The organism is Alteribacter natronophilus (assembly GCF_006007885.1).
In the GTDB taxonomy this organism is placed as follows: Bacteria; Bacillota; Bacilli; order Bacillales; family Salisediminibacteriaceae; genus Alteribacter; species Alteribacter natronophilus.
The window spans coordinates 1-26,865 of the sequence record NZ_VCRO01000004.1 but is presented as its reverse complement, the minus strand read 5'-3'; the positions used below and the strand labels follow the sequence as shown (position 1 = coordinate 26,865).

The 26,865-nt window shown below is 54.0% G+C and carries 24 protein-coding genes and 1 rRNA gene; 2 read left to right on the top strand and 23 right to left on the bottom strand.

Annotated elements, in window-relative coordinates; translation table 11 throughout:
• Window positions 1-33 precede the first annotated feature (33 nt).
• The 4 genes from FGB90_RS12930 to FGB90_RS12915 all read right to left on the bottom strand — a co-directional run bounded on the left by FGB90_RS12930 (window position 34) and on the right by FGB90_RS12915 (window position 4,660).
• A complete protein-coding gene (locus FGB90_RS12930; RefSeq protein WP_138811274.1) occupies window positions 34-777 on the bottom strand; it encodes an amino acid ABC transporter ATP-binding protein in 744 nt (247 codons plus the stop codon).
• A 15-nt stretch (window positions 778-792) separates the two neighbouring features.
• Window positions 793-1,494, bottom strand: coding sequence for an amino acid ABC transporter permease (locus tag FGB90_RS12925; protein WP_138811273.1), 702 nt, complete (start codon window positions 1,492-1,494; stop codon window positions 793-795).
• Between the two features lie 202 nt (window positions 1,495-1,696).
• A complete protein-coding gene (locus FGB90_RS12920) occupies window positions 1,697-2,605 on the bottom strand; it encodes a transporter substrate-binding domain-containing protein (protein ID WP_138811272.1) in 909 nt (302 codons plus the stop codon).
• A 297-nt stretch (window positions 2,606-2,902) separates the two neighbouring features.
• Complete coding sequence (locus FGB90_RS12915) at window positions 2,903-4,660, bottom strand: transglutaminase domain-containing protein (RefSeq protein WP_138811271.1); 1,758 nt, start codon at window positions 4,658-4,660, stop codon at window positions 2,903-2,905.
• 258 nt (window positions 4,661-4,918) lie between these two features.
• Here FGB90_RS12915 and FGB90_RS12910 point away from each other — a divergent pair, with 258 nt between their 5' ends.
• Window positions 4,919-6,865 carry an ABC-F family ATP-binding cassette domain-containing protein gene (locus FGB90_RS12910; protein ID WP_138811270.1) on the top strand — a complete coding sequence of 649 codons (1,947 nt, stop codon included), beginning with the start codon at window positions 4,919-4,921 and terminating at the stop codon, window positions 6,863-6,865.
• A gap of 231 nt (window positions 6,866-7,096) precedes the next feature.
• Here FGB90_RS12910 and FGB90_RS12905 read toward each other — a convergent pair whose 3' ends face one another.
• The 18 genes from FGB90_RS12905 to FGB90_RS19715 form a co-directional block, all read right to left on the bottom strand.
• Window positions 7,097-8,578 carry a flavin monoamine oxidase family protein gene (locus tag FGB90_RS12905; protein WP_171051814.1) on the bottom strand — a complete coding sequence of 494 codons (1,482 nt, stop codon included), beginning with the start codon at window positions 8,576-8,578 and terminating at the stop codon, window positions 7,097-7,099.
• Between the two features lie 105 nt (window positions 8,579-8,683).
• Window positions 8,684-10,867, bottom strand: coding sequence for a hypothetical protein (locus tag FGB90_RS12900; protein WP_138811268.1), 2,184 nt, complete (start codon window positions 10,865-10,867; stop codon window positions 8,684-8,686).
• 574 nt (window positions 10,868-11,441) lie between these two features.
• The gene (tsaD, locus tag FGB90_RS12895; protein WP_138811267.1) at window positions 11,442-12,464 is read right to left on the bottom strand and encodes a tRNA (adenosine(37)-N6)-threonylcarbamoyltransferase complex transferase subunit TsaD; all 1,023 of its coding nucleotides are present in this window, start codon (window positions 12,462-12,464) and stop codon (window positions 11,442-11,444) included.
• The gene (gene rimI / locus FGB90_RS12890; RefSeq protein WP_138811266.1) at window positions 12,461-12,913 is read right to left on the bottom strand and encodes a ribosomal protein S18-alanine N-acetyltransferase; all 453 of its coding nucleotides are present in this window, start codon (window positions 12,911-12,913) and stop codon (window positions 12,461-12,463) included. Before rimI ends, tsaD begins: the two co-directional genes overlap by 4 nt.
• A 5-nt stretch (window positions 12,914-12,918) precedes the next feature.
• Window positions 12,919-13,626, bottom strand: coding sequence for a tRNA (adenosine(37)-N6)-threonylcarbamoyltransferase complex dimerization subunit type 1 TsaB (gene tsaB / locus FGB90_RS12885; RefSeq protein WP_138811265.1), 708 nt, complete (start codon window positions 13,624-13,626; stop codon window positions 12,919-12,921).
• Window positions 13,607-14,083 carry a tRNA (adenosine(37)-N6)-threonylcarbamoyltransferase complex ATPase subunit type 1 TsaE gene (tsaE, locus tag FGB90_RS12880; RefSeq protein WP_138811264.1) on the bottom strand — a complete coding sequence of 159 codons (477 nt, stop codon included), beginning with the start codon at window positions 14,081-14,083 and terminating at the stop codon, window positions 13,607-13,609. Before tsaE ends, tsaB begins: the two co-directional genes overlap by 20 nt.
• Window positions 14,084-14,102: 19 nt before the next feature.
• Complete coding sequence (gene thiL / locus FGB90_RS12875; protein ID WP_138811263.1) at window positions 14,103-15,068, bottom strand: thiamine-phosphate kinase; 966 nt, start codon at window positions 15,066-15,068, stop codon at window positions 14,103-14,105.
• A gap of 497 nt (window positions 15,069-15,565) precedes the next feature.
• Window positions 15,566-16,702 carry a trans-sulfuration enzyme family protein gene (locus tag FGB90_RS12870; RefSeq protein ID WP_138811262.1) on the bottom strand — a complete coding sequence of 379 codons (1,137 nt, stop codon included), beginning with the start codon at window positions 16,700-16,702 and terminating at the stop codon, window positions 15,566-15,568.
• Between the two features lie 374 nt (window positions 16,703-17,076).
• The gene (locus FGB90_RS12865; RefSeq protein WP_138811261.1) at window positions 17,077-17,373 is read right to left on the bottom strand and encodes a DUF5316 family protein; all 297 of its coding nucleotides are present in this window, start codon (window positions 17,371-17,373) and stop codon (window positions 17,077-17,079) included.
• A 70-nt stretch (window positions 17,374-17,443) separates the two neighbouring features.
• Window positions 17,444-18,178, bottom strand: coding sequence for an alpha/beta hydrolase (locus FGB90_RS12860; protein WP_138811260.1), 735 nt, complete (start codon window positions 18,176-18,178; stop codon window positions 17,444-17,446).
• Window positions 18,175-18,597 carry a DUF6188 family protein gene (locus FGB90_RS12855; RefSeq protein ID WP_138811259.1) on the bottom strand — a complete coding sequence of 141 codons (423 nt, stop codon included), beginning with the start codon at window positions 18,595-18,597 and terminating at the stop codon, window positions 18,175-18,177. The genes FGB90_RS12860 and FGB90_RS12855 overlap by 4 nt, the downstream gene beginning before the upstream one ends.
• 136 nt (window positions 18,598-18,733) lie before the next feature.
• Entirely contained in the window at window positions 18,734-19,357 is a 624-nt protein-coding gene (locus FGB90_RS12850) for a TetR/AcrR family transcriptional regulator (protein ID WP_138811258.1), read from the bottom strand.
• 268 nt (window positions 19,358-19,625) lie between these two features.
• A complete protein-coding gene (locus FGB90_RS12845; protein WP_138811257.1) occupies window positions 19,626-20,339 on the bottom strand; it encodes an ABC transporter permease in 714 nt (237 codons plus the stop codon).
• On the bottom strand, window positions 20,336-21,190 hold the full coding sequence (locus tag FGB90_RS12840; protein WP_138811256.1) for an ABC transporter ATP-binding protein: 855 nt from the start codon (window positions 21,188-21,190) through the stop codon (window positions 20,336-20,338). Before FGB90_RS12840 ends, FGB90_RS12845 begins: the two co-directional genes overlap by 4 nt.
• 102 nt (window positions 21,191-21,292) lie before the next feature.
• Window positions 21,293-22,324, bottom strand: coding sequence for a LytTR family transcriptional regulator DNA-binding domain-containing protein (locus FGB90_RS12835; RefSeq protein WP_171051813.1), 1,032 nt, complete (start codon window positions 22,322-22,324; stop codon window positions 21,293-21,295).
• 118 nt (window positions 22,325-22,442) lie between these two features.
• Window positions 22,443-23,240: an AAC(3) family N-acetyltransferase gene (locus tag FGB90_RS12830; protein WP_138811254.1), complete on the bottom strand. Its 798-nt coding sequence runs from the start codon at window positions 23,238-23,240 to the stop codon at window positions 22,443-22,445.
• Window positions 23,237-25,135, bottom strand: coding sequence for a ribosomal protection-like ABC-F family protein (abc-f, locus tag FGB90_RS12825; protein WP_138811253.1), 1,899 nt, complete (start codon window positions 25,133-25,135; stop codon window positions 23,237-23,239). Before abc-f ends, FGB90_RS12830 begins: the two co-directional genes overlap by 4 nt.
• A 113-nt stretch (window positions 25,136-25,248) precedes the next feature.
• Window positions 25,249-25,410 (bottom strand): RAxF-45 family protein, encoded by a 162-nt coding sequence (locus FGB90_RS19715; RefSeq protein ID WP_171051812.1) that lies wholly within the window; start codon window positions 25,408-25,410, stop codon window positions 25,249-25,251.
• 126 nt (window positions 25,411-25,536) lie between these two features.
• Between FGB90_RS19715 and FGB90_RS12820 the strand changes: the two genes are divergently transcribed.
• Complete coding sequence (locus FGB90_RS12820; RefSeq protein ID WP_138811252.1) at window positions 25,537-26,520, top strand: zinc-binding dehydrogenase; 984 nt, start codon at window positions 25,537-25,539, stop codon at window positions 26,518-26,520.
• Between the two features lie 247 nt (window positions 26,521-26,767).
• On the opposite strand, the gene rrf is transcribed toward FGB90_RS12820, so the two are convergent.
• Window positions 26,768-26,865: ribosomal RNA gene (gene rrf, locus FGB90_RS12815) — 5S ribosomal RNA — on the bottom strand; the annotation flags it as partial.

The window sequence follows — 26,865 nt, the reverse complement described above, 5'->3', positions numbered from 1 at the left end:
GAAGCCGGCCGCTTCATCACAGCGGCCGGGCTTTTATTCTTCCAGAAGCTGCAGAAACTCGCGGGTGCGGGCCTCTTTCGGGTTTTCCAGCACGTCTGCAGGCGTTCCGCTCTCCACGATGTAGCCGCCGTCCATAAAAAGGACTTTATCAGCGACACGGCGGGCGAAGTTCATCTCGTGAGTCACAATTACCATCGTGAGCCCTTCTGATGCGAGGCTTTCCATGACCCGGAGCACCTCGCCCACCGTCTGGGGATCGAGCGCCGACGTGGGCTCATCGAACAGCATCACTTCCGGCTGCATCATGAGGGCGCGGGCAATGGCGGCGCGCTGCTGCTGGCCGCCTGACAAGGCATCGGGATACTTGTCCTTGTGCTCAAGCATCCCCACTTTTCCGAGAAGCTCCTCCCCCTCACGCACGAGCTCAGCCCGGTTACGGCCCTGCACCGTGAGCGGTGCCTCGATGATGTTTTCCATCACGGTCCGGTGCGGAAACAGGTGAAAGCCCTGGAACACCATGCCTGTGTATGTGCGCATGTCGTTTACGTCGCGCTTTTTCACCCGGCCGCTCCCGTCGAACGCCATCGTTTTTTTCCCGATCGTGACCGTCCCGCCGTCCGGGGTTTCAAGAAGGTTGAGACAACGGAGCAGCGTCGTTTTCCCGGAGCCTGATGGCCCTACGAGGCAGACCACTTCCCCTTTTTCCACAGAAAAATCAATCGACTCGAGCACGGTCGTATCGCCGAACACTTTTTTCAGACTGTTCACTTCAATCATTGGAAATCCAACCTCCTACCGCTTGCTCAGATAGCGGCTGTAACGCACTTCGAGCCGCTCCTGGAAGTAGCTGATCACCACGCACACCGCCCAGTAAATGAGCGCGGCAGTGATGTACATCGTCATGGCATCCCACGACTGGGCCGCCACGAGCCGGGAGCTGTAGAGAAGCTCGTGGACGGTAATAACCGACACGAGGGACGTCCCCTTGACGATGTCGAGAAAGATATTCGTCGTCGGCGGCAGGGCAATCCGCGTCGCCTGGGGAATAATCACCCGGCGCATCGTCTGCCAGTAGTTCATCTGAAGCGAGGCTGCCGATTCCCACTGCCCCCGCGGCACACTCATGATAGCCGAGCGGATAACCTCGGCGCTGTAGGCGGCAAAGTTCATGCTGATGCCCACAATCCCCGCGACGATCGCGCTCGGGAACTGTACGCCGATGACCGGCAGGCCATAGTACAGGATAAATAAAAACACGAGAAGCGGCGTACCGCGCATAAACGAAATATACATCCTGGCCGGCCAGCGGAGAAGCCGGTATTTTGACATCCGCCCCATGGCAAGAACGAGGCCGAGGAGCAGGGAAAAGACCATCCCGGCAAGGGCGATGAGCATCGTAATCTGCAGTCCCTGCATGAGAAACGGCAGGCTCTCCCAGGCAAGCTCCGGGTCAAACAGATGCTCCCACTGTATGTCTCTGAACCATTCGATCATGTAAAACCCCTTCTTTCGTGAAAAGAAACAAGGGAAGCGGGCCCCTTGTTTCTTTTTTCGAGAGTTCTGTTACAGCATCAGGCGGACGCTTTCTCCAGGGAAGGCATCAGCCTCCCCGGGCCCAACCGTCCCCCGGGGCTTAAGCTCCAGCGTTCACCCCAGGTAACGCCGCCTTTCGCTTTTTCACAGAACCTTTTTCTTCTTATTCACCTTCAAGTGTCACGATGTCGTCCGTGTCCACCGGCTCGGAAGCATCTTCGCCGTAGAATTCCTCACTGAGCTCGGCAATCGTGCCGTTTTCATGAAGTGTAGCGATCGCTTCGTCAATCACTTCTTTAAGACCGGTGTTGCCCTGGCGCATCATCATGACGCTTTCAGTAGCGTGATATTTTACGTCTTCGGCAATAGCCAGACGGTCATCGTCAAAGCCTTCAAGCGTGCGCTGAAGCACGAGGTAGTCGTTCAGGTACGCGTCCTGGTTTTCATTCACCACGTCGCGGAGAATCGCTTCCACACCACCGTCGTAGGCAGTGCCGTCAGCGCCGATGTTCTCGGCAAACTGGGCGTAGTTACTTGTGAGGGAGCCAAGAGCTACCGGTACCCCTTCAAGATCGCGGGCACTTTCAAAACGGTCTGCATCCTCAGCGCGCACGATTGCACTTCCGTAGGAGAATTTGTACGGCTCTGTGAGCTCAAATGTTTCCTGACGCTCTTCTGTGATGGCGAAATCGTTTGCTGCCATGTGGATCTGGCCGTTACGTAGCGCCGGAAGAATGCCGTCAAAGTCCATTGTGGAAAACTCCACTTCCACGCCGAGCTCTTCTCCGATGGCGCGTACGAGTTCTACGTCAAACCCTGTGAGGTCGTCACCTTCATAAAACGTAACCGGCGCATACGTACCGGACGTTCCGACAACGAGAGTTCCTTCTTCCTGAATTTCAGCCCAGACGTCATCTTCGTCAGCGTCTGCTGTTTCTTCCGTATCTTCTGTATCATCTTCTACCCCGTCATCTCCTGTTGCGCCGTTTTCCTCCGGCACTTCCTCTGCTCCGCCGCATGCTGCAAGACCGACAACGGCTGTAAGACTAAGAATTCCGAGTGCTTTTTTCATATGTTTCCATCCCCTTTAATCTATGTTATACGTGTTCCTGATAATTCCTAGTTGTTTAATAGGGTTTGATCAGACTTATTGAATAGTACCACCATATTCCTCTGTGGTCAATAGATTTATCCGCCTGAAGATAACCGGAAGAAAGCTTCGTTCCCTGGTTCGTCCGGCCACCCTTTCGTCTTTTGCCAATTCGTTAATAGGCTTCGCCTGTTTCAGCTCTAATTCCTTCTCCCTCACACAAAAAAACTGCAGCATTTCATTTAGAAACACTGCAGTCTTAGTTTATGATTCACACTCTTAATACATCACATCAATCCGGCGGTGCGTCTCGGCGAGCATCTCCTCGTCCGGATCGAAGTAGTCTTCATTGTACTGGAACGTAAATTCGTCCCCTTCCACGTAGCCGGCGCCCCACGTCGGGTCCATCTCCAGCCACTCGCCGTCCACTTTTACATCCACCCACGCGTGGCGCACGTTCGTGTAGCCGCTCACGTAGTTCGCTTCCATCCCGAGGGAGCGGAACATGGCAACCGCGAGAAACGCGTAGTCCTGGCAGACACCCTCCAGTGTTTCCAGCGTCTTAAGGGCACTGTCGTCGTACTCAAACGTATCGTCGCGCCACTTGGCAATGTCGTAGGCAATGTTTTCGGCGAGCCAGTCGTACACCGCTTTCGCGATGTCACGATCGTCATCGAGACCTTCCGTCACTTTTTCCGCGTGAGCGATAATGTCCGGATGATCCGACTGGATGCTCCGCGACGGCAGCAGGCTGCGCTTATCCTCAAGGCCGGTCACTTCCTGTGTCAGAGTGATGGCGCTGTAGTACGTCATCGACCAGCTTCTGTCGTGGCCCACTTCCGGCACGCTCAGGGTAATCTCGTACTCCCCTTCCCCGAAGCGGAGCCAGATATCATCGTCAAACCGGTAGTCCTCCACATCGATGAGATAAGTCGCCTCCTCGGTGCCGAGCTTCGTTGTCACGTACAGCAGTTCAATTTCATCGGCATGGGCTATGTCCGGGTTGATTTCGCCGGCGATCCGGTACGCCTCATCACCTGTGTACTCCAGCGGCTCTGACGGTGACGGATGCGTCAGGGCGATGCCCCGCTCGTGCGCCTCCCGGGTCTCCTCGATCTGGATAAACTGCTCATCGGACTCGTTTTTCACGAACAGATTGGCCGAGTCGTAGTAGAGCTCCTCCTCGGGATCGAACACTTTTACCTCCACAAAGTGAAGGTTCTCCCCGTAGTAAAGCGGCAGCTCACGCTCAAACTGCCCGTCGTGGACCGGAATCATCATGTCGTTGCTGTTAAAGGCGTTGCCAAACTCACGCACCTGCACCATGACAAAGTGACCGTCCTCTGCATTCGGCACGTCACCGGCGAGGGTAAACGTCCCCTCCGCTTCAAGGTAGCCGCCCGGCGAGGTGATACTGAGCTCCTCTTCAAGCCCCCGTCTCGTGTACTCCACTTCCCGTGACAGTTCCTCTTCCATGTTATAGGGATAAATGGAAGCCACATCGTAGTACTGGTTATCTTCGTCAGGCTTGTTGCTCGGCGCAAGGACTCCGATACGGTACTGCCCTTTTCCGGAGTGCAGCGTCAGCTCGCTGCTGAAGGTGCCGTCGTCCTCAATCGGCACGTAGTACGTAAAGTCCGTTGCAAACAGCTTCTCCCCAGGTTCGGTGTAGTTCATCCGGATCCATAGGTGATCGCTGTGCAGCTCCTCCATTTCGTTGATCCGGCCTTCCAGAACGACCGTTTCCCCGGTGGCAAACCGGCCGTATTCCGGCGACGTAAACGTCAGCCCGATTTCATCGGCATAGTCATCGTACAGCTCAAGAGCCTCAAGTTCGATGCCCTGCTTTTCACTGAGAGCTTCAATTGAATCGTCACCGGAACCGCTCTCCCCTTCGTCCGCCTGTTCCTCAGCCTCATCCGCCTCGTTTTCAGCCGGCGTTCCCGCTGCCGTTTCCTCATCGTCGGCCCCGCAGCCTGCCAGTACAGAGGCCGTCAGTGCCGCCGCTGCCGCAATTCCCGTAAATCGTTTCCCCATCTTTTCCAACTCCCGTTTTCCTGTTGTTTTCCCTCTGCCTCTTTTGGAATAGTATCTAGTGAATTATTGTAAGGGGTTTCCACCAGCCTGCCCACCAACTTTAGTAGGAGTTACCGCTGTTTTTTCCCGCCATGACGGGGTTTTTGAAGAGACCGGACTGCACTTTTCCCGCAGGACGTTCTTCATCTGTGAGTTGTTGGGGGGAGTATGATGCGGTACACTTAATGGAAGAAGAGACACAGTGAGGATGTTGACTCCATGATACTTTTACAGTGCGTGCAGCTATCGAAATCATTCGGCGCAGAGCCGATTCTTGAAAATGTAAAACTTGAAGTGCAGAGCGGCCAGCGTGTGGCGCTTGTAGGCCGGAACGGAGCCGGAAAATCGACCCTGCTCAAAGTGATTACCGGCGAGCTTTCCTACGATTCAGGCGACCTGATTATTCCAAAGGACGTGAATGTGGGCTACCTGGCGCAGACGAGCGGCCTTGAGTCCGAGCGCTCCATCTGGGACGAGATGATGACCGTGTTTACCGGGCTCCAGAAAATGGAGCGGCGTCTCCGTGAAATGGAAGCGGACATGAGCAACCCGGAGGTAACAGAGCAGCCCGCCCGCTACGAAAAGCTGCTCAGGGACTACGACCAGCTCCAGCAGGACTTTAAGGATCAGGGCGGCTACCAGTACGAAGCGGATATCCGCGGGATATTATCAGGACTGCAGTTTTCCGACTTCGACTACGCCACACCCGTCAGCTCACTGAGCGGAGGACAGAAAACACGTCTCGCCCTCGGGAAGCTGCTGCTTACAAAGCCCGAGCTCCTCATTCTGGACGAGCCGACCAACCACCTGGACATCGATACGATGACGTGGCTCGAGAACTATCTGACGGGCTACGACGGGGCGATTCTGATCGTCTCCCACGACCGCTATTTTCTCGACCGGATCGTGGACCACGTGTACGAGCTGTCGTTCCAGCAGACAACCAAGTACACCGGAAACTACAGTAAATACCTCGAGGAAAAAGCGAAGCGCCTCGAGCTTGAGATGAAAACGTACGAAAAACAGCAGGAAGAATATAAGAAAATGGAAGAGTTCGTGCAGAAGAACCTTGCCCGTGCCTCCACGAGCAAGCGGGCCCAGAGCCGGCGGAAACAGATGGAGCGGATGACGCTCATGGAGCGGCCGAAAGATGACGACCAGTCCGCCCAGTTCCGCTTCCAGATCGAGCGCCAGAGCGGCAACGACGTGCTCATGACGGAAAACCTCGCCGTAGGCTATGACGGTGAGGCGCTTACGAGCAGCCTGAACCTGACTCTCAACCGCGGTGAGAGCGTGGCTCTCCTCGGCCCGAACGGTGTGGGAAAATCAACGCTCCTGAAGACGATCAACCGGATGATCGAGCCCCTTGCAGGTTCGGTCCGCTACGGCAGCAACGTGAGTGTCGGCTACTACGACCAGGAGCAGACCCAGCTGAGCGACGGTAAAACCGTCCTGCAGGAGCTGTGGGACGAGTACCCGACCACCCCCGAAAAAGACATCCGCACCGTGCTCGGCAACTTCCTGTTCAGCGGGGAGGACGTTTTGAAGACGGTGCGTGACTTAAGCGGCGGGGAAAAAGCCCGCCTCACACTCGCCAAGCTGATGATGGAGAAGTCCAACTTCCTCGTTCTGGACGAGCCGACAAACCACCTGGATCTCGACAGCAAAGAGGTGCTGGAAAACGCCCTGATTGACTATCCCGGGACACTTCTGTTCGTGTCCCACGACCGGTATTTTGTTAACCGGATGGCCACACGCGTGGTGGAGCTGGCACCTGAAGGACTTACGAGCTACCTCGGTGACTACGACTACTATGCGGCGAAAAAAGCGGAACAGCTCGAGTGGGATGCCCTGAAGGCAGAGGAAGCTGCGGCTCACCCGTCTTCATCAGGCCGGAGCGCAGAACCTGCGGAAACGTCCGCCAAGCTGGACTACGAGCGGGACAAAGAGCTGAAAAAGCAGGAGCGCCAGCGCCAGCGGAAAATTGAAGCGGCTGAAAAAGCGATTGAATCGAACGAGGAGGAAATCGCCGCCGTCGAAGAACAGATGGCCGATCCCCAGATTTATCAGGATCACGAAAAATCCCTCGAGCTCAACACCCGTCTCGAGGAACTGAAGCGGGAAATCGATGAGCTGATGGAAGAGTGGGAAAGTCTGCAGGAATAGACGTTTAAGGCCTCGGCGCGCGTGTGCCGGGGCCTTTGTATTGTTTTTCTCAAGTAGTTGGAATTAAGGTGAAATCAGTTAGAATAAACGGAAAAGTAGTTAGAATTAATGCTGAATTAGTTAGAATCAACCGGAAAGTAGTTAGAATTAATGCTGAATTAGTTAGAATCAACCGGAAAGTAGTTAGAATTAATGCTGAATTAGTTAGAATCAACGCACACTCAGTCAGAATCAGTCACCACGTCCATGCACCTCCACCGCCGCACGCACGCCCGACTCCACCGCTCCCTCGACCCACGCATGGGTATCCGACGTATGCTCACCGGCAAAATGCACCCGCCCCTCGGGACGACGGATCGCCCCCGGCAGCGTGGAAGCCTGTCCGGGTCGGAACATGGAAAAACAGCCTGCCGAAAACGGATTCGTGCCCCAGCTGAACGAAGCCCCGTTCATAAACAGATCTTCCACATGATCCCCGTGCACTTTTGCCACGTACCGGAGCGCCTGCCGTACGCGGACATCCTCCGGCATCGCATCCCATAAAGAAGCGTTCGCCCCCCACGCATACGCTCCCTTCATCACACCGGGTCCGGGGATACCGACTCGTGAGCTCGGGTAAATAAAGTGCTGCGGCGGAAGATCCGTGGTCAGACTCCCGCCAAACAGGGCATCGTCCTCCCAGAACTTCCGCTTAAACTCAAGACCCACCTTGATCGCCGCAATGTAGTGCATATCCTGAATCGCCTGCCGCTTCCCGAAGCTCCACTCATACTCCGGCCCTGTTTCGATCATGCGCAGAATCGAAAACGGCAGCGTGCACACCGTGTAATCCGACTCCACCTCACGCTGCTCTCCCTCAATGTTTTCCACCGTCACGCTCGTTCTGTCATTTTCCTGAGCGATCCTCACCACACTCTCTCCCAGAAAAATCCTGTCCCCGAGGTCTGACAGAAACGCCTCCGGGAGCCGCACGTTCCCGCCCCGGATCTGAAAAAACTCACCGTTATCCCCAATAAGCGGACCAACAATATTGAGCAGGATATCCACAAACGAATAGTGGGCAAACCCGCCGATCCCGAGCACCGAATTCATTTTGTGAGTCGCATTCGTACTCAGAGGGTATCCGCCGGGGTTCAGCCGCGCAAATATCTCCTTTGAATACTGATCGTACGCAGCGATCAGCCGCAGACGATCCTGAGGCGATGCATCCACATAGGCCCGGCCGAACGAGCCGGCGGTCTGCATCAGAAGAGCCGTGGCATGAAGTCCTTTCTCCCGCTCATCCACTGGGATATCAAAAATATCCGGATTCTCCTCATACTGATAGCTCCTCGCAAGCTGCCCGTTAATGAAGTACAGATCATCCGCCGCCCTGCTGATAAACGGCTCCGTTTCAAGGCCGAACTTGTCCACAAGCGTCCGTGTCAGCTGATGATTAACCGGAATCCGCATGGCGCCTGCTTCCATATAGCCGTCGCCCTCGAACGGCTCCTTCATCGTGTGCACCCGTCCCCCAACACGACTGTTCGCCTCAAGAACCGTAACATCGTGCCCCGCCTGCCTCAGAAGATAAGCCGACGTCAGTCCCGCCATCCCCGCACCAAGGACGGTAATCCGCTTCGGACTGCCTGTCCGACCGAGTCCCCGTTCAAGAATCCGCACCTTTTCCGCATCAGTCTCCCCGTGCACCTCACCCAGATGCTCAATACTCATCCTGCTCTCATCTCCCGCTGCCGGCTGTGTAAAACGAGAGCCCACACCGGCCTGTTTTACCTTTATCATAGCAGGAAATATCCATAATATGTTAGTTACTTTTGGCTAATTTTGGAACTCTGAATGTAAAGGTTTCTCCTCCAAAAGCCATGCATAGCTGGCACAGAGCGTTACAAACATACTCGTCGCCGCCGCCACAATGCCTGAATCGTTCAGCAGCAGAAGCGCCACCGATGCCACGATGCAGCCCTGCACCGCCAGCCCCTTCTCCGGCCCAAGCACCTTCCTCTTCTTCCGCCACACGTACACTCCCGTGAGCAGATATGTCGTCACAAACAGCTCGGTCCAGTGGCTGATCTTAAAGATCTTCCAGTTCATTTCAAGTTTTCTCAGCACAATTTTCCCAATCGCCTGCACGTCCCCTTTAAACAGCACTTCAAATGCCGAGTGAATGTGGCTCGCCGGCTGGCCGAGCTGGAGAACGTAAAGCAGCCCAAGGAGCACCGTCAGTACAGCCGGGGCAAACAGGAAGAACCGTCGCACACTCACTTTCACCCCCGTCACCCGCCAGACGATAAACCCGATCATAAGGCCCGTTGCAAGGGACGCCCCCGCATTCGCCCCGAGTCCCGACGCAGCAAGGAACAAAAGCATCGCCACAAGCACCGTAAGCACCACACCTGTGCGTACTTTTCCACGGCTGCCGTCTCCCCGGAACAGCGGCACCATCATCAGCCACCCGCTCACAATGTAAACGCCGGCAAACTCGTTGCCGATCCCGTAAAAACGCGCACCAATCACCGGATCGTAACCGAGAAACGACCGCTGAATGAGCGGTGCCCCCAGCAGCAGATCCACCGTCGCCGCCGTGAAAAACAGCCCGCATACCACACTCACACCGTGCCGCGGCAGCCGCTCAGCCAAAAACGCCGTTCCCGCACCAAGAAGCGCAATCATCGTTACATAACCAGGTGTGGATAACTCAGGCACAAGCGGCCCCGTTACCAGAAACCAAAGCGGCGAACTCACCGCCCCCGTCAGCACCAGCTTCCCCCCACGGCGCCAGCCCGCCGACTCCGGCCGCAGCCACAGCACCAGACTCACACCCACAAGCAGCACCACAAGCACCGTCACATACCCCGACAGCACAGGTCCACGCCCCGCATAAACCGCCTCCACCGCCGCAAGCCTGTGGAAAAACCCCTTTGTGTCAAAAAGCGGTCCCGTTTCTGCCTGCTCGGCCGTGAACATCAGCGGCACTCCGTTCCACTGCTTTTGCGGCGAGATCCCGTAAAAAGCCATCCATGACGGTACCAGGTCCGTGACCGCCGCGAGCTGGTCTCTCCTCGTCGTCCCTGCATACCAGTTTCCCCGTGCCCCGCGATCCTGCTCCCACACCCAGAGCGGCGCCAGCTCTGATTTTTCCGCAAGTGCCTGGGCATTCACAGCCGGGCTTAACAGCCAGATCTCATGATCGGTAGAGGCGGAGAGCATGTGGATAAACTGTTCGAGCTCTTTAAGCGCGGTTACGTGCTGATTTTTGAAGTGAACCGGCGTCATATTCGGTGATTCACTGTACAGCCTGTGTAGATCTCCCCATTCCACAGCGTGAAACGCAGAGGCTGCTGCCCCGCCGATCTCCTCAAGCAGCTTTTCCGGGTTCATCCTCATCCCGGAAGGCCGTGAGCGGTTTTTTTCCACCGCACGGTCAGTGTATGTATCCACAAATCCCTCTTCGTCCATGGCAAGAAGCGCTCCGAACCGTACAGGTTCTGACCTCGTATCGCTGTGACCGTACACGTGACGGCTGACTCCCCCGGCCTTGAGCTCCTCACCGAACGCACCGACCCGGCTCGGGCGGAGACTTGCCTCGTTTTTATCCACAAGCTGGCGTACATGCGGATGGTAGATCGGCTCATCCGTCTTTTTACCGGTCCACTGTTCGTAAAGATCCTCCACTCTTGTGCCATCCAGCTTTTCCCCCGGCTTATATCCGTTCCAGACTGTGATCCCGGTGCTACTGCCGCCCGCACCGATGGACACAGCATTGTTCAGGTACGAATAGGCACCTTCTCCCTTGACGTTTACCGCACCAAAAAACCCTGTTTCCCACAGGGATGGATGATCTCCGTTTTCTGTGAGCCATTCCACGTCTTTCAGCGACAGTCCCGGCACGAGCACCACAGTAAGCGAGGCTTCTTCCTTCCCCCCCGCCTCCGCACCGGCCGGTAAAGGAACCATCCACAGCATGTTCACAGCAATAAGGACAATTACAATGAGCTTTTTCACAGCATTCTCTCCTGAAAACAGCGTATTTTCTGACATATCCACAATATCCACAGAGTTATACACAGACCAACCGCGATTATTCCGCTAATTCGGTAGGTTATGCACATTGTCCGGATTTTATCCACAGTTTCAATTGTAAACAGGAACAGAGGCGGTGCAATGCCTTTTCAGCTGTTTTTCCACACTATCCACAAGTTATACACACCTTTGTTATGCACACGAACATAGATTCGTTTTGTCCACAACCGGTTGTGAATAGTGTTGATAACTCCGGAAAAGTCAAGGGGAACATCCGTTTTTTTGCGGTTTTCCGAGGAATTTCTTAATCAAAAGCGCTTGCTTGCCGGAGCGAAGCTTCACATTAGACTATTTGAAACTCTAACTTACAGAGCGGCAGTTTCCTAAACAGCAAAAAACCGGCCGGAGCCGGTTTTTCACCTGAATTCTGAACGATATAATTAATCACCAAATCATCGTAATTAATCGCTAAATAACTTTAACTAATCACCAAATCATCGCAGCTAAAAGCTGAATCACCTGAACTAACCGCGAAATCCTGCAAAGCAGCCGTCAGCTACTGCTCCCATTCACGATCAAGCTCGAGCCCCGGCTCACCGTTCAGCCGGTCGCCGGCAAACTCGCCGCGCTCATACATAACAGCACCGGCAGCCGCAATCATTGCTGCGTTATCTGTGCACAGTGACAGCGGCGGAATCGTCAGCCGCACGCCCGCTTCCCCGCACGCAGCCGTCAGCGCTTCCCTGAGTCCCCGGTTCGCCGCTACGCCGCCTGCCAAAACGAGACGATCCACGCCCCGTTCCCGGAGCGCACGCATTGTTTTTCCAACGAGCACTTCCACCACGCTCGCCTGAAAACTCGCCGCCACGTCCGCAACCGCGGGCTCTTCGCCCCGCTGCTTCGCGTTATGGAGCGTGTTAATCACCGCCGACTTCAGCCCACTGAAGCTGAAATCGTATGAATCCGCCTCAAGCCACGCCCGGGGCAGGTCAATCGATGCCTCTCCCTCGGCAGACAGCTTGTCAATCTGCGGCCCTCCTGGGTACGGAAGCCCGAGCGTCCGGGCCACTTTATCGTACGCCTCACCGACCGCATCATCCCGCGTCTCCCCGATCACTTCATACCGGCCGTGCTCATGCATTAGCACAAGCTCCGTGTGACCACCGGAAACCACGAGCGACAGCAGTGGAAACGACATCTCCTCCACGAGCCGGTTCGCGTAAATGTGCCCCGCAATGTGATGCACCCCGATCAGCGGCTTGTCTTTTGCAAACGCCAGCGCTTTCGCCGCGTTCACCCCGACAAGAAGCGCACCGACAAGGCCAGGCCCCTCCGTCACCGCAATCGCGTCCACCTCATCGAGCGTTACCTCCGCCTCCTCGAGCGCCTGCTCAAGAATGTAGGTCACCTGCTCCACATGATGGCGCGACGCAATCTCCGGCACCACACCGCCGAAACGTTTATGACTCTCGATCTGTGACGACACCACGTTGCTCAGGATCTCCGTCCCGCCGCGGACCACCGCAGCCGACGTCTCATCACAGCTCGTCTCTATTCCCAGTATCAATGTATCCTTCATTCCATCATCACCCACATAATCTGCGCGTCTTCCTGATTATCCGTATAGTAATTCTTCCGCACGCCCCCGCGCTCAAAGCCGTGCTTCTCATACATCCGCTGCGCCGCCTCGTTGCTCACCCGCACCTCGAGCGTCAGCTTCTTCGCCCCAAACGTCCGGGCAAGCTCCAGCCCGCCCGTTAACAGCGCCTCGCCGATTCCCTTTCGCCTGAAATCCGAATGGACCGCAATGTTCGTAATATGGGCCTCATCAATGATCACCCATACCCCGCAGTAGCCGATAATCCGCTCACCGGCTTCCGCCACCAGGTAGTAAGCAAACTGATTCGCCTGCAGCTCATTCACAAACGCACTCCGGCTCCACGGAACCGGAAAACAGTCCTCCTCAACCGCCATCACACCATCCACATCATCAAGCTCCATCAGCCGGATCGAAATCTCCTCTCCCACCGGCCTCACCTGCCGTCCTTTTCTTTCTGGGCTTCCCGCCACTTCGCCTCAGCCTCCGCCAGACGAAGATAGTTCGGGCTAAACAGGTGAATCGCCTCGTCCGCTGCCTTTTTCATTGCGGCTGACGCAATACCTGAGGCCCGCGTCAGGTGATCCACTGGGGCTCCTGTGCCCGCACGAAGGGAGGAACGCTCACCGAGGGCTCCCTCATGTTTTGCCAGGTCCGGACTCAGAAACAGAACCGGTTCCCCGCAGCGCTCCACGGTCTCAAGCCACTCCTCGAACATGACGAGACGGTCCTCCTCCACACGCACCGTCTCCCCGTCTTCAAACCGGTAAAGCCCGGTAAATACCTGGCCCCGCCGGGCGTCAAAGAACGGGCACACAAGCCCCTCAAAGTGGCGTCCATTTGCCGCCAGGGCTTCCAGTGAAGATACGCCGACAACCGGAATGTTCAGCGACCACGCCATCGTTTTTGCCGTCGTGACGCCAATCCTTACACCGGTGTAGGATCCCGGTCCTTCAGCTACGGCGATCCGGTCCAGCTCCTCCGGTTTCATATCGGCTTCCGCCATAACGGCCCGGATTGCCGGCATGAGTCGGAGGGAATGATTTTTTTTCAGATGGGTCGTGAGCTCGCCTGCGGGTAAGCCGTCCCGGAAAACCGCCACGCTCATCGTAAATGTGGATGTATCAATTGCCAGTACGTTCATTTTCCATTAACTCCTCACAAAGGATCCGGTACCGGTCTCCGGCCGGCTCCAGGCGGATTTCCCGGGCCGTATCGCCGATATGGCGGATGTGTATCGCCAGGCGATATGCCGGCAGCTCGTTCTCGATCATCTCCGGCCACTCCACCACCGACACCCCGTCTCCTTCAAAGTATTCTTCCAGTCCCATTTCGGCGCCGCCCTCTTCCAGGCGATACGCATCCATATGGTAAAGGGCGAGATCAGTGCCCTTATACTCCTTCATAATCGTAAACGTGGGGCTGCTTACGTTTTTCTTTACACCGAGTCCTTTGGCGAGCCCTTTCGTAAAACTCGTCTTACCGGCTCCCAGATCACCGTCCAGTGTAATAAGGTCGCCTGCCTTCAGGTGACCGGCCAGCTTTTCCGCCAGAGCCATCGTTTCCTCAGGGGAACCCGTTTTCATCACATACTCACTCACGTTCGTTCACCTTCAATCGTTATGTAAAATGATTGTAGCCGCCTTTATCAAGCCGCGTCCGCTCGCCCTGCTCTGTCAGCCACACACCGCTTCCTTCAGTAACCGTGCCGATTTTGTAAAACGGCAGTCCGTCTTTCTCAAACAGCTGCCTGAGCTTTTTTGCATCTTCTTTTCCCGCACAGCCGATGAGCTGAAAATCCTCGCCGCCAAAGAGCGCCCATTCCTTCTGACGCTCTTCCCCGTCAAGCTCGTGGGGAATCCGCTCCCACTCAAGCTCGATGGTCACGCCGCTCGCCTCTGCAATTTCGTGGGCTTCGCTTGCAAGGCCGTCGCTGATATCGTTGAGCGCCGTCCGCAGTCCCGCTTCGGCGATGATCCTGCCGGCCTGCACCTGCGGCATCGGGGTCTGATGAGCCGCAGCCCACTTGTTTTCTTTTCCCGCCTCCAGTCCTTTATTGAGGAGCAGATCGAGTCCTGCAGCAGATGAGCCCACGGGACCGGTGACAAACACCGAATCGCCCGGCCGGGCGTTCGTTCTGAGCAGTTTCACGCCTTTTTCCACGCGGCCGATCACCGTCACCGATACGACGAGTTTATCATGGGTTGAATTCGTATCGCCGCCGATCAGGTCCATCCTGTACTTTGCCGCAAGATCACCCATCCCCCGGTAGATGTCACCGAGTTCGTCCTCCGTCCAGGTACCGGACTTTGGCACAGTGATGGCAACGAGGTAAAACACAGGCCGTCCGCCCATAGCAGCAATGTCACTGATATTGACAGCGAGGGCACGGTGCCCGGTCTGGTAGGCGGTCATTGTCTTTTTCGAGAAGTGAATATCCTCCACCAGCGTGTCAACGGTGGCAATTTCGTGCCAGCCGTCCTCACTGTCGTAAAGCGCTGCGTCGTCACCGATACCCGCCACCACAGTCGGCTGGTGGTGACTTCCCGGCTGAATTGAGCGGATAAAGGCAAATTCGTCTTTCATCCGGCGTGCCCCCGTTTCCTTTTCTATCAGAATCCCACATTTTCACGGTTTGTAAACTGTTCCTATTATAGCAAACGGCGCCGGAAAAAACGATGGGGCGGGCAATTCATCAATTAATGACGCGTGCCAAGTCGGTCACATCATAACTGCATCACTCATTTCGGGTTTTAATGCGATTCAGCCACAATCACATTATTTCTCCCTCACTTACAACGGGGTTTAATACGATTCGGCCTCTATCACATTATTTCTCCCTCACTTACAACGGGGTTTAATACGATTCGGCCTCTATCACATCGTTTCTCCATCACTTACAACGGGGTTTAATACGATTCGGCTCCCGTCTCTTCATTCCTCCATCACACCAGGAGCTCCCCCAGCATTAGGCCATCCCAAACTCCCGTAAGCCGCAAAAACCGCGCTCCTTTCGACAGAAAGAAGCGCGGTCTGCAAGTTAAACAAACGTTTATTTAAGCGGCGTACCGTGTCGAAGCGTCCTACTTTCGTGACGCTTCCAGCGCCCGGTCAAATGCTTCGCAGATGTCCTCCGGATCCTCGATACCTACGGAAATCCGCACCATCTGTTCTGTGACACCGAGTCGGTCACGGGTCTCTTTCGGTACCGGACGATGGGACGTGCCCACCGGATAGGTAACGGACGTTTCGACACCGGCAAGCGTCGGCACGACTTTTACCCAGTCGAGGCTTCGGAAAAACGCATGCACGTCGTACTTTTCCCCGAGATCGATCGTAACAATGGCTCCGTGGCCCCGCTCGGAGACGCTGTTCGGGTAATACACTTTGCCGAGTACACCGAGCTTTGTCAGGTGATCCGCCAGTTTCCGGGCGTTGTCACTCTGCTTTTCCATCCGCAGCGACAGCGTCTTAAGCCCGCGGCAGCCGAGCCAGCCGTCAAACGGCCCCAGGTTCGCTCCCAGGTGGACAATTTTACTTCTCGCTTTTTTCACGAGAGTCTCATCCCCGCACACAACACCTGCTGATACGTCGCTGTGGCCGCCGATGTATTTCGTGGCACTGTGGGCCACCAGGTCGGCTCCCTGTTCGTACGGACGGATCAGGTACGGCGTCGGGAAGGTGTTGTCCACCATCGTCTTCAGCCCGTGTTTTTTCGCAATCTCCACAATCCCCGGAATATCCTCCACCCGAAGAAGCGGATTGGTTACCGATTCTGTGTAGAGGAGAACCGTGTTATCCCGGATAGCCCCTTCAACGGCCTCGTGATCGGAAAAGTCCACAAACGACACTTCAATCCCGAAGTCCGGCAACTCGCCGGCAAACAGCTGGTATGTACCGCCGTACAGATCCTCTGTGGCAATGACGTGGTCACCTGCTTTCGCAACTGCAAGGACGCCTCCCATAATCGCGGAAATACCGGAAGCCGATGCAGCTCCGGCCGGTGCCCCCTCAAGGTCGGCTACTCCTTTTCCAAGGTCATCGGTATTCGGATTTCCGACCCGGGTGTACATAAAACCTTTCTTACCCTCAAAAAAAGCCTCCATGTCCTCGAGATCGTTGAATGAAAACGCCGATGTCTGGTAGATCGGCTTCGTTTTACTCACTTCCGCTGTATCCATCTTCTCCTGAAAATGCACGTTTTTCGTATGAAACTTCATATATCCGAACGCTCCTTTCCTATACTGAACCTTTTTATTTAGTGTACCGGAATACCCGGCTCCGGACAATCGATTGGCACCTCAGGCAATTATATATCCTGTTTAAGAGAAGTGATATAGAAAAGGACCTCTCTCCGGGCGAATCCGGACAGGTCCTTTTTTGTTAGCTCTATTCGGAAAGATTGTTGTTTTTCTACACTGCCGGCTGATGCTTTCCGCGGGCATTGGTCCTGCTTCTTCCTCTGCCGGTTAAGCTTCGAAGCCGGCTGCGTTGAAGCAGCTCGAAGGTTAATCACGGAGTAAACGCTCGTCGCTGGAGTTGCAGCCCTTCGCTCAATCATTATTTTTATAAAGCAAAAATCAATCCGTTTTTGTTATACCGTGAGCAGGTAGTACGTAAAGGCGTATGCAAAGTGCGGCACAGAGAAAAACAGCGTGTATATACCGGTCCGCTGTACTTTTTTCTGCCCCTCCCGGTCGTCGGGTACACCCTTTTGTGCAGACTCCCTGCTCGCTGCAAGAAAAGCTCCGAATAAAAGACCAGCAAAAATCACACCGCCGATGCCCATATAGCCGGAAATCTCGTAACCCCGCTCCGGATTTCCCATAAGCCACATTACAGGCTGTAGAAGAGCCAGAGTAAGAATTCCTGCAGGCAGGCTGTATTTCATAGTTCCACCCCGTTTTCATTTCCTTCAGTATAACGGAAAATACGATCCCGGTGGTCTGCAGACTGCCATTTTATCTGCTGTTTTCCCCGGTCTCCATAATCCACTCATGAATCAGCCGGGCGGTCTCGGCCTGCTGCTCTTCAGGTGCAAGGGGGCTCTTAAGGTCCCCGCTCTGAGCACCGTAGGTCCCGAAATTCGCATGATTTCCTTCTTTGATCTCCTTATACACCGTATCCTCGGAAAGCAGATCCCGCCGCTCCCGTATATCCTCCGGCGTCGACAGCCCGTCCCGGCCGCCGTATACCGAGAGAACGGGAAGGTTCGTTTCGGAAAGATCCCCGCCTGGATAGGAGCCGGTAAATATGAAACCTGCGAGACGATCCACCTCCCCTGCAGCGTAGAACGACCCCATTGCTCCCCCGAGTGAGTGACCGCCCAGATACCAGTCCTCAACCTCCGGAAAAGCCTCCATTACCCCGTCTGCCCGTGAGCGGCCGAAAATTGCCAGGTTCAGCGGCATGTCCGGTATAACCGTAAGATAGCCGTAGGATGAAAGCTCCTCTGCAAAACATGCGTAGGCCCCGCTTTCAACCCGTGCACCGGGGTAATAGATAAATCCTGCTGTTTCACTGCCATCGCCGAACGTAATCGGATCATTCCCATCTGCCCGTTCTGCACATAACCGGGCTTCCGCTTCGGCAGTGTAGCCATTTACTGCCCAGATTACAAAACCTGCCGCCCCGGCTGCAAGAACAGCCAGGAGCGACAGACCGGTGTAAAGCAGTATTTTTTTACCCTTTGTCATTCCGTTCCCCTCTTTTTACCCGATATCTCAGGCTCTCCTCCCGGCAGGGAAATGAGAGAAAAGCCGTCATGATGATAGAGTTCCCAACCTTCCTGCTCTGAGCTGTCGTGGAACATATCCAGTATGTATCCTTCTGACAGAACAATCCGAAGCATATAACAGTCATCCAGCCATTCAGCCTTTTTGACTGTCTTTCTATCAAGGGAATCAGACAGCAGCGTCTTATAGTATTCGTTTTTCCCTGATGCAAGAAAATCCGTCTGCCCGACCACTATACTGCCCTTGGCAGTGAGCCTCCAGGGGCATTCAACCGAAAGCCCTCCGGAACAGAAATCAAGAATGAGCGGGTGCGGTTTCTTTTTTTTCACATCAGTAACAGTAAGCCCTGTAAAATGATCAAGGTTCAGTTTACACGTCATCAGCGGTGGATCCTCCTTCATGAGAGATCAGCCTCACTGGCCACAGTTGAAAAGTAAGTATCTATCATTATAGTATTTATCAACCGATAAGTACACAAAAAAAAGAAACCGCCCATAACTGGGACGGCAAACTGTATTATCGGCTGCTGACGCCGTTTAGGAGTACTTCCACAACAAAAGATGCTCTCTTTTTGATCAGCTGATCATTTTCACCCTCTGCCACCTCACCGGGAGACGGTATCGAGCGGCTGATCATATTTACCATCAGGCAGACATACTTGTCTGCATCCTCACCAAATTCAGCAGGATCCCGAAGTTCCCCCCGGTCAATACCGCGCTGAAAAACTATAGATATCGGCACGCGATACGCTTCGTGCCACCAGTTATTAATCTTCTCCTGGAACGATTTGCTCGTTTCACGACGGATATCCTGAAACATCTGGCTCATGTTTTCCGGTGAATTTACGATAATAAAGTAGGCCATATCGTACAGCGTATCGGCTGTCGGCCCCTTCTGTCCCTCCATCTTCACGAGGGCTTCCCGGGTACGGCCCAGATCCCTGCGCAAAACCTCAAGATATATCGCTTCTTTGTTTGGAAAATGATGATAAAGAGCCGGCTGCGTCAAGCCGCACGCATCTGCTATCTTTCTCGTGGAGACCGAACGGTATCCGTACTCCATAAAAAGCTTATGGGCGATCCGAACCATCATATCCCGGGTATCGGATCCCTGCTGGGGTGTGCTGGCTTCTGTCTGCATATCCACTGCTCCTGTCCAGATTTATTTCGAGTTCCTAGTTAATTTTAGGCATAATTTATCCTTGTGTCAATAACACAAAAATTCTATTTTGTACCAAAAACCCTTATCTATCAAGGGATATAACCTTTTACAGATAAATCAAAATATTTATCTTCCCCTGCGAAATGGAAATGAAAATTCCGGCAGCACAAAAAGCCGGCGCTTATTAAAGCCCCGGCCACCAGTCTTTACCTATATTATTTTCGCCATTTCCCGGGAAATCTCCCCATTATTCGCTGCCCATTTCCCGTTTCCTGTAGACTAGTGCTGTTGCGGCAATCACAGCTGCGGTCCATCCAAGGAGCAGGGCAAAGTGCCCGGCAATTTCCCCGGTTGCAGCTCCGCTTTCCACGGCAGCAGCCAAGTACTCAAGCTGGAAGTTCGGCAGGTATTCTGCCACAGTCAGAATAACGTTCCCCTGCAGCATTTCGGCAAAGATCGTCCCCATCCCGAGAATAAAGATAAACGGAGTGATGACAACCGATGCTTCCATCAGCGTGCGGGTCAGAAGACCAATCAGCGTACCAATTGCCGTGAACAGAACGAGAGAAACTGCCATTCCCGCGCCTACGAGTAGCCAGTTGGCTGTTTCAAACCCCAGCAGCCTGATACAGAGAACGATCGTCAGTACAGTCATCCCCATACTGACAATGCTTTTCCCTGTCAGGATTTCCACTGTCGTAGCGGGCGACATCATCAGACCCCGCAGCGTGTTCTTTTCCTTTTCCTCAGCTATTGCCACACTCTGAATATAGGCCGCTACGGCCGCGAACGCCGTGTTGAAAACAAGAAAATGAACCTCCAGGGGAACGGCATCTCCTCTGCCGAAGAAAAGGGCAAGCACCACCGGCATAATGATCGTGGTGAGCACAAATGTATTCTTGGACAGTTCTTTCAGATCCTTAACAAAAATCGCGTACATCCGCTGCATGGAAAATGTCATGCCAGTTCCCTCCCTGTTACGTCTACAAATATATCTCCCAGTGTCGGTTCATTCGTCTGAATGGAAGCCACCTGTCCTGCTGCCATGTAGTCATGCAGTTTTCGGGCACTCTCCGGCCGGTTAGGCAGACTTACCTGTTTTCCACTGACCAGTTCCACCACGATCGTGCCGTCGGCAAACTGCCGTCTCAGTACTGACGGATTATCCATCAGACGGACCTGCCCGCCATTGAGAAAAGCCACCCGGTCGCAGAGCAGTTCCGCCTCCTGCATGTTATGGGTCGTCAGAAAAATCGTCGTTCCGTTACGGTTAAGTTCCTTCAGCCCCTCGTGAATATGCTTGGCGTTCACCGGATCCAGCGCTCCGGTCGGTTCATCAAGAAACACGAGCTCCGGTTCGTGAAGCAGGGCTCTGGCAAGAATGGTCCGCTGCATCATTCCTTTTGAAAGGGAGGACACCTTCTTTTTTTCCTCACCGCCAAGATTCACCGCATCCAACACGTCCCCGATCCGCTTCCTTTTATTTGACACCCCGTACAGATCCGCATAAAATGCCAGGTTTTCATAGACTGTAAGACGTTCGTACAGCCCGCTCGTATCGGTCATAACGCCAATCCGCCCCAAAACATCAGGCGTATTCACCTTCTCTGCCGGGATGCCGAGCACCTCCGCTTTACCGCCGGTTGCCCGCAGCTGGCCGGTCAGAATTTTAATCGTTGTTGTTTTTCCGGCTCCGCTCGGGCCGAGAAAACCGAAAATCTCTCCCCTGCCGACGGAAAAAGTGATATCATCGATGGCCCTTTCATTGCCGAACACCTTTTCAAGTCCCTCGACTCTGATACTCTCGTTCATAATTACGTCCCCCTTCGTCTGATCTGCTTTAAGTGTACGTGCCGTGCGGGTGCTGCACACCTGTTTCCGGGTGAAAAGAGCAGATCAGGGGGTGAATGGTGCTTATTTGAGACCGAGCATCGCCTTTAAATCAGCCATTTTATTTTTAGAGAGGGGGATTTCGGATTTGCTCCTGTTTTCAAGGCGGAGACTGTAGCTGTTCCGCGTCCACGTAATGACCTGGCTCACTTTCTGCAGGTTCACAATGTAGGAACGGTGACAGCGGAAAAAACCGAATGTGCGGAGTTTGTCCTCCAGTTCCGTCAGGGTAAATACACACGGGTACGATTCTCCCTGGGAGTAAATGTGGGACTGTCCATCATGACTTTCAATATAGTCAATATCCGGCGGATCGAAGAGGAGAATCTTTTCATTCACTTTGGCGGGAATTTTATTAAACTGAAAATCAGGTTCAGCCGCCGTTTCTGCTGACTCCTCTGTCTGATCATCACTGCTGCGGGCAGACTCGGTTATCACTTGCACCAGTCCGCGATCACTGAGCCGGTATACCCGCTCCCCAAACGTAAAGGCACTCTCCATGTTGCCGGTTAATGTCAGAAACGTCTTCCCGCGCTTCTGAAGCACCTCGATCGCATGGACGAGAATCCGCTTCGTTTCCAGATCGATATTCTGATCCGGTTCCTCCAGGATAAAAAGCGCCGGAGCCTGAAACAGGAGAGTGCCGAACCGGAGACGCAGTTTCTCAGAGTGCGTCAAGTCTCTGACCTTTACAGAAAGGCTCCGGTCAAGCTGCACGAGTCCGGCTGCATCCTCCAGGCCAAGAGCGGAACTGTACAGCCTGCGGAAATAAAGCAGATGATCTTTGACGCTGAGGTTTTCGTAATGGCCGTCCTGTAACAGCAGGAATCCCGTTTTTTCAAAAAATGTACGGCTCCCGGACCGGCAGTCTTTCCCATCAGCCGTAAGAATAAACGAGCCCTTTTTGCCTCTCCCCGTGAGCCGGGTAATCATCTTCTGGCGAACTTCAGGATACAGGTGAACTGCCGTTCTCGTTCCCTTCCCCATTTCAATTGTAAACTCCCCGTGACCCGGATCCGCTCCGGGGCGATCGGCTGCAAGCTTTATAACTGACAATAACTCCACTTCCTTTAACTCCATGGGCTTTTATCTGTATTTTACCTTAACGCCCTGTGTATGCCAGTCGTTTACCGGAATTTCCTGTAAAATCACTACGTGTCCTTTCAGCCGATAGTCACGATTCCCGTGTAAAAAAACGCGCTGAAAAGTCAACTGATTCTCTCAAAGAAAACAGGCGTGACCCGGCTTCCCCAATCCTGCCGGTCACAACCGGGCAGTGTCTTTCAAACTCTGCACCGGCCTCTTCAAACCGCTCATCCTGAAAAGCAATGTCACGGTATGTTTTCCATACTCGCCTCCCGTTATCGGTAACAGGCGCACCCCTCGATTCCGTTTTCGGTTCCGGTACACGGTATTCGCCAAGGTGAAACGAAGTGTTCGTTTCATACTCCGTGCCAATCATGAGTACTGTTCCATTCTCACGGTACAGCCTGGCAAGTGGCGATTTCTCCCCGAGCCCGAAATCGAGGCCGTGGTCCGCCATCAGTTCCCTGCTTTTTGCACCGTATGCAGCAAAGGACACAGCCGGATGAGCACTCCGCACTGCCCCGGGCCAGGTCCTGAACAGCTCCGGTATTTTCCCCATTCCTCTCGTTGGCGTCACAGCCGGGTCGTAAGGAGGCATCGTCTCCCTGATTTCCTCCCACCATGACTCAGGCACTGCCGGTGCCTCCCATTCCGATGGGTCACTCAGGTCGGCACTCTGTGCAGGCATGACAACGGTGCCGTTCTTTCCGACACTTCTGATTAGAGCCTCTATAACAGCCTGTGCCCCGCCGTTCACCCATCCGATGGCCGAGAGCGACGTGTGTACAAGCAGTGTGTCACCTTCTTTTACACCAAGCTTTTTCAGGTCTGCAGTGATTGTTTCCACCGTGTTCAGCTGCTCCGTTTTTTCCACTATCTCTTTCATCCTGTTTCCTCCTCAAGCATAGCCAGCTCATCGTACAGCTTTTCTCTTTTTTCCCCGATCTGCTCTTTTTCCCTGTACAGCTTTTCAAGCTCTTTCGGATCACCCGTTTCGTAAAGCAGGCGGTCGAGGGACTCGATCCTCTCTTCTGTCTCCGTAAGCTCTGTCTCCAGCTGTGCAGCTGTTTTACCCTGAATTTTTCTGCTGTTTTTTAAAGGTTTCTGTTCCTCTTTTTCAGCTTCATGAGCCTCCGGCGGCTCTATTCGGCTTTCCTCCCGCTTCATACGGTGCTTCACTTCTTCGTACGTGCCTGTAAAGTGGTGGAGACGCCCATCGTTCAGCCAGGCCACCCGGTTGAATACCTTATTGATAAAATACCGGTCATGGGAAACAGCAAGAATGGTCCCGGTATAACCGGACAGAGCCTCCTCCACCACTTCCAGGGATTCAATGTCAAGGTGGTTCGTCGGTTCATCGAGAACGAGGACGTTTAAATCCTGATGCATAAACTGGGCCAGACGAAGACGCATCCGCTCTCCGCCGCTCATCTGTCCAAGCTTTTTAAACACTGCGTACCCGTAAAACAGAAAACGTGCGAGAATGTGCCTGGCCTCTCCTTCTGTGACGGCCACCTCTTCCCTGAACGCATCGAGCACTGACATGTTCTCTTCCTCGCTCTCCAGCAGGTGCTGAGCGAGATAGCCGATTTTAACCCGGCTGCCGGTCTTTACTTTCCCGTAATCAGGCGTTTCCTGTCCCAGGAGAATTCTCAGAAGCGTCGACTTTCCTGAGCCGTTGTCCCCCATCAGCACGAGACGTTCCTGAAAACGCAGGTGAAGATCCACACCCTCAAACAGCTGCTTTTCACCGTAACTTTTGGAGATGCCTTCAGCCAGCAGCACATCGGTACCGCTTCTGCCTCCTGCATCAAGTGCAAAACCGATCCGCTTATTTTCCAGCACAGGCCGGTCGATTTTTTCCATCCGCTCCAGAGCCCGCTCCATATTCCGTGCCCTTTTATGAAGCGCCTCGTTTGGCGGGTTCGCCTGATTGGCCCACTCCTTCAGCCGCTTGATGGCTTCCTTCATCTTTTTGATTTTCTTCTGCTGCTCCTCGTACTTCTGAAACTCCAGCAGGAGGTACTTCTCTTTTTCCTCGGTAAAACTCGAGTAGTTTCCGTGGTAGACAGTCAATTCGCCATTCTCCAGGTCAAAGACCTTCGTCACCGTTTCATCGAGAAAGTACCGGTCATGGGAGACAGTGAGTACTGTCCCCGGGTAGTCAGTCAGAAACGCCTGCAGCCATTCGATCGCCGAGAGATCAAGATGATTCGTCGGCTCATCGAGGAGAAGTAGATCCGGTTTTCCGAGCAGCAGCACCGCCAGGCCTGCCTTCGTCTTTTCTCCTCCGCTGAGTGACTGAAACGGCTGCTTTAAAAGATGGTACAGCTGCAGTCCCCTTGCAGCCCCCTCAATTTCCGCCTCTTTTCCGTAACCGCCATTCCGCTCAAACTGTTCCTGCAGATTTCCGTACTCTCCAGCCATTCGGGTCAGCTCTTTTTCATCCGTTGCTGTACTCATTTCTCTTTCCAGCCGTTTCATTTGCTGTTCAATGTCATTAAGCTCCGCAAATGCTGTTTCCATAACCTCATAAACCGTCATGTCTTCTGCAAATTCCGGGAGCTGGGCCAGCCAGCCGACCCGGCAGCCTTTTTTCCAGTGTACCTGACCGTGATCGGGTGTTTCCTTTCCTGCAAGGATACTTAGCAGGGTTGTTTTGCCGCTTCCGTTGCGCCCGACGATGCCTACACGGTCGCCTGCATACGCCTCAAACGTGACTTTCTCGAGAACCGGGTCTCCGCCAAAATTAATTGTTATATCTTTTCCGCTGCAAATCATACTGTACGCCTCCGCTCTTTTTTTCCAATATAAAAAGACCACGAAGAAAACTCCGTGGTCCACACATGTATATCAGTATTTCCGGTGGCCGTCAGCCTCCGGATTACGTTCCTCTATACGTGGATGAGAGATGTTCTTCCTGTTTTCCCATTATGAAACTGCTTAAAAAAGGACACACGTGTCCCGTTGAGGGCAGTTACATAAAAAACAGCACGAACAATATACAGAAACTTATCGAGTTCTGAACGTGCTGCATCAAAAACATTCTGACTCATCTCATCCACCTCCGTTCTCTGAATAGTTACTCTAATCTTATCCATCCTCTGCCAGGAAGTCAACCCGGTTTAAAGGAAGGGATGAGAAGGAATAGCAGAAAGGAAACGAACAGGAGGGATTAATCCATGAAAGCACTGGCTATTGAAAAAGCGGGGAGCATCGATCACCTGAAGATGGTGGAGATGGACATCCCTGCCCCGGGGCAACACGAAGTTAGGGTAAAGGTTCACGCTGTCGGCCTGAACCCGGTCGATTACAAACTGACGCAGAACGGCCTGCCCGAATGGGAGTATCCTCACGTACCCGGACTCGATGTGGCGGGTGTCGTTGATGAAGTTGGAGAAGGCGTTACTGACTGGAAGCCCGGGGATGAGGTTTACTATCACGGCAGCCTTGCCCGTAACGGCGGCTTTGCGGAATATGCTGTGACGCGCCAGGATGTTTTGGCACCTATGCCGCCCGGCCTGAGCTACAACGAAGCTGCTGCCCTTCCTACTTCTGCCTTTACCGCCTATCAGTCCCTCAACCGTAAAGTGCCCCTCCGAAAAGGGCAGACGATCCTCGTTCAGGCAGGGGCCGGCGGAGTAGGCGGCTTTGCGATTCAGTTTGCCAAACTGCAGGGACTTGAAGTGCTGACCACGTGCTCTCCGGAAAATATTGAGCATGTAACGAAGCTCGGTGCAGACAAAGTTATCGATTATAATGAACAAAATGTCCTGGAGGAAGTGCACAAGTACACCGAAGGACGTGGTGTGGATATCATAATGGATATGGTGGGCAAGGAGACCGCAACAGAGGCACTCGATATGCTTGCTTTTAACGGCCACCTGATCAGTGTGGTAAGTCTGCCTGATCTCAGTGAGTACGAACCAAAATCCCTGGCACCCTCCATTCACGAGGTGGCCCTGGGATTTGTCTACCGAAGCGATGATGAGCGGCAGATCAGAGATCTCGGTGAGATTGCCAGGGAAGTAGGCAGCCTCGCTGCAGAAAAAAAGATCGAGACTCTTCTTGGAAAAGTAGTGCAGATGGAGGACATCCCGGATGCTCTCAGGGAAATTGAAGAGGGACATGTGCGTGGTAAAATTGTAGCAAGTATAGCTGAGTAACTGAGCTGAACCTGGAAAACCGCAGCGGCTTTGGCCGCTGCGGTTTTATGTACTGCCGTTTTCTTCATATCGACAGAAAAACCCGGGAAATCGTCAGTAAAACCCGGGAAATCGACGGTCAAGGGCCCGATATCGGCGAAGCGACAAAATCCGACGCTTCTCACTCCCCCATGCCTCCTTCTCCTCTCCTGCACCCACCTCGAAACGCAAAAAAAGACCCACCCGCATATGCGAGTGAGTCTCTTCTGCCCAGCGGCGTCCTACTCTCACAGGGGGAGAGCCCCCAACTACCATCGGCGCTGGAGAGCTTAACTTCCGTGTTCGGCATGGGAACGGGTGTGACCT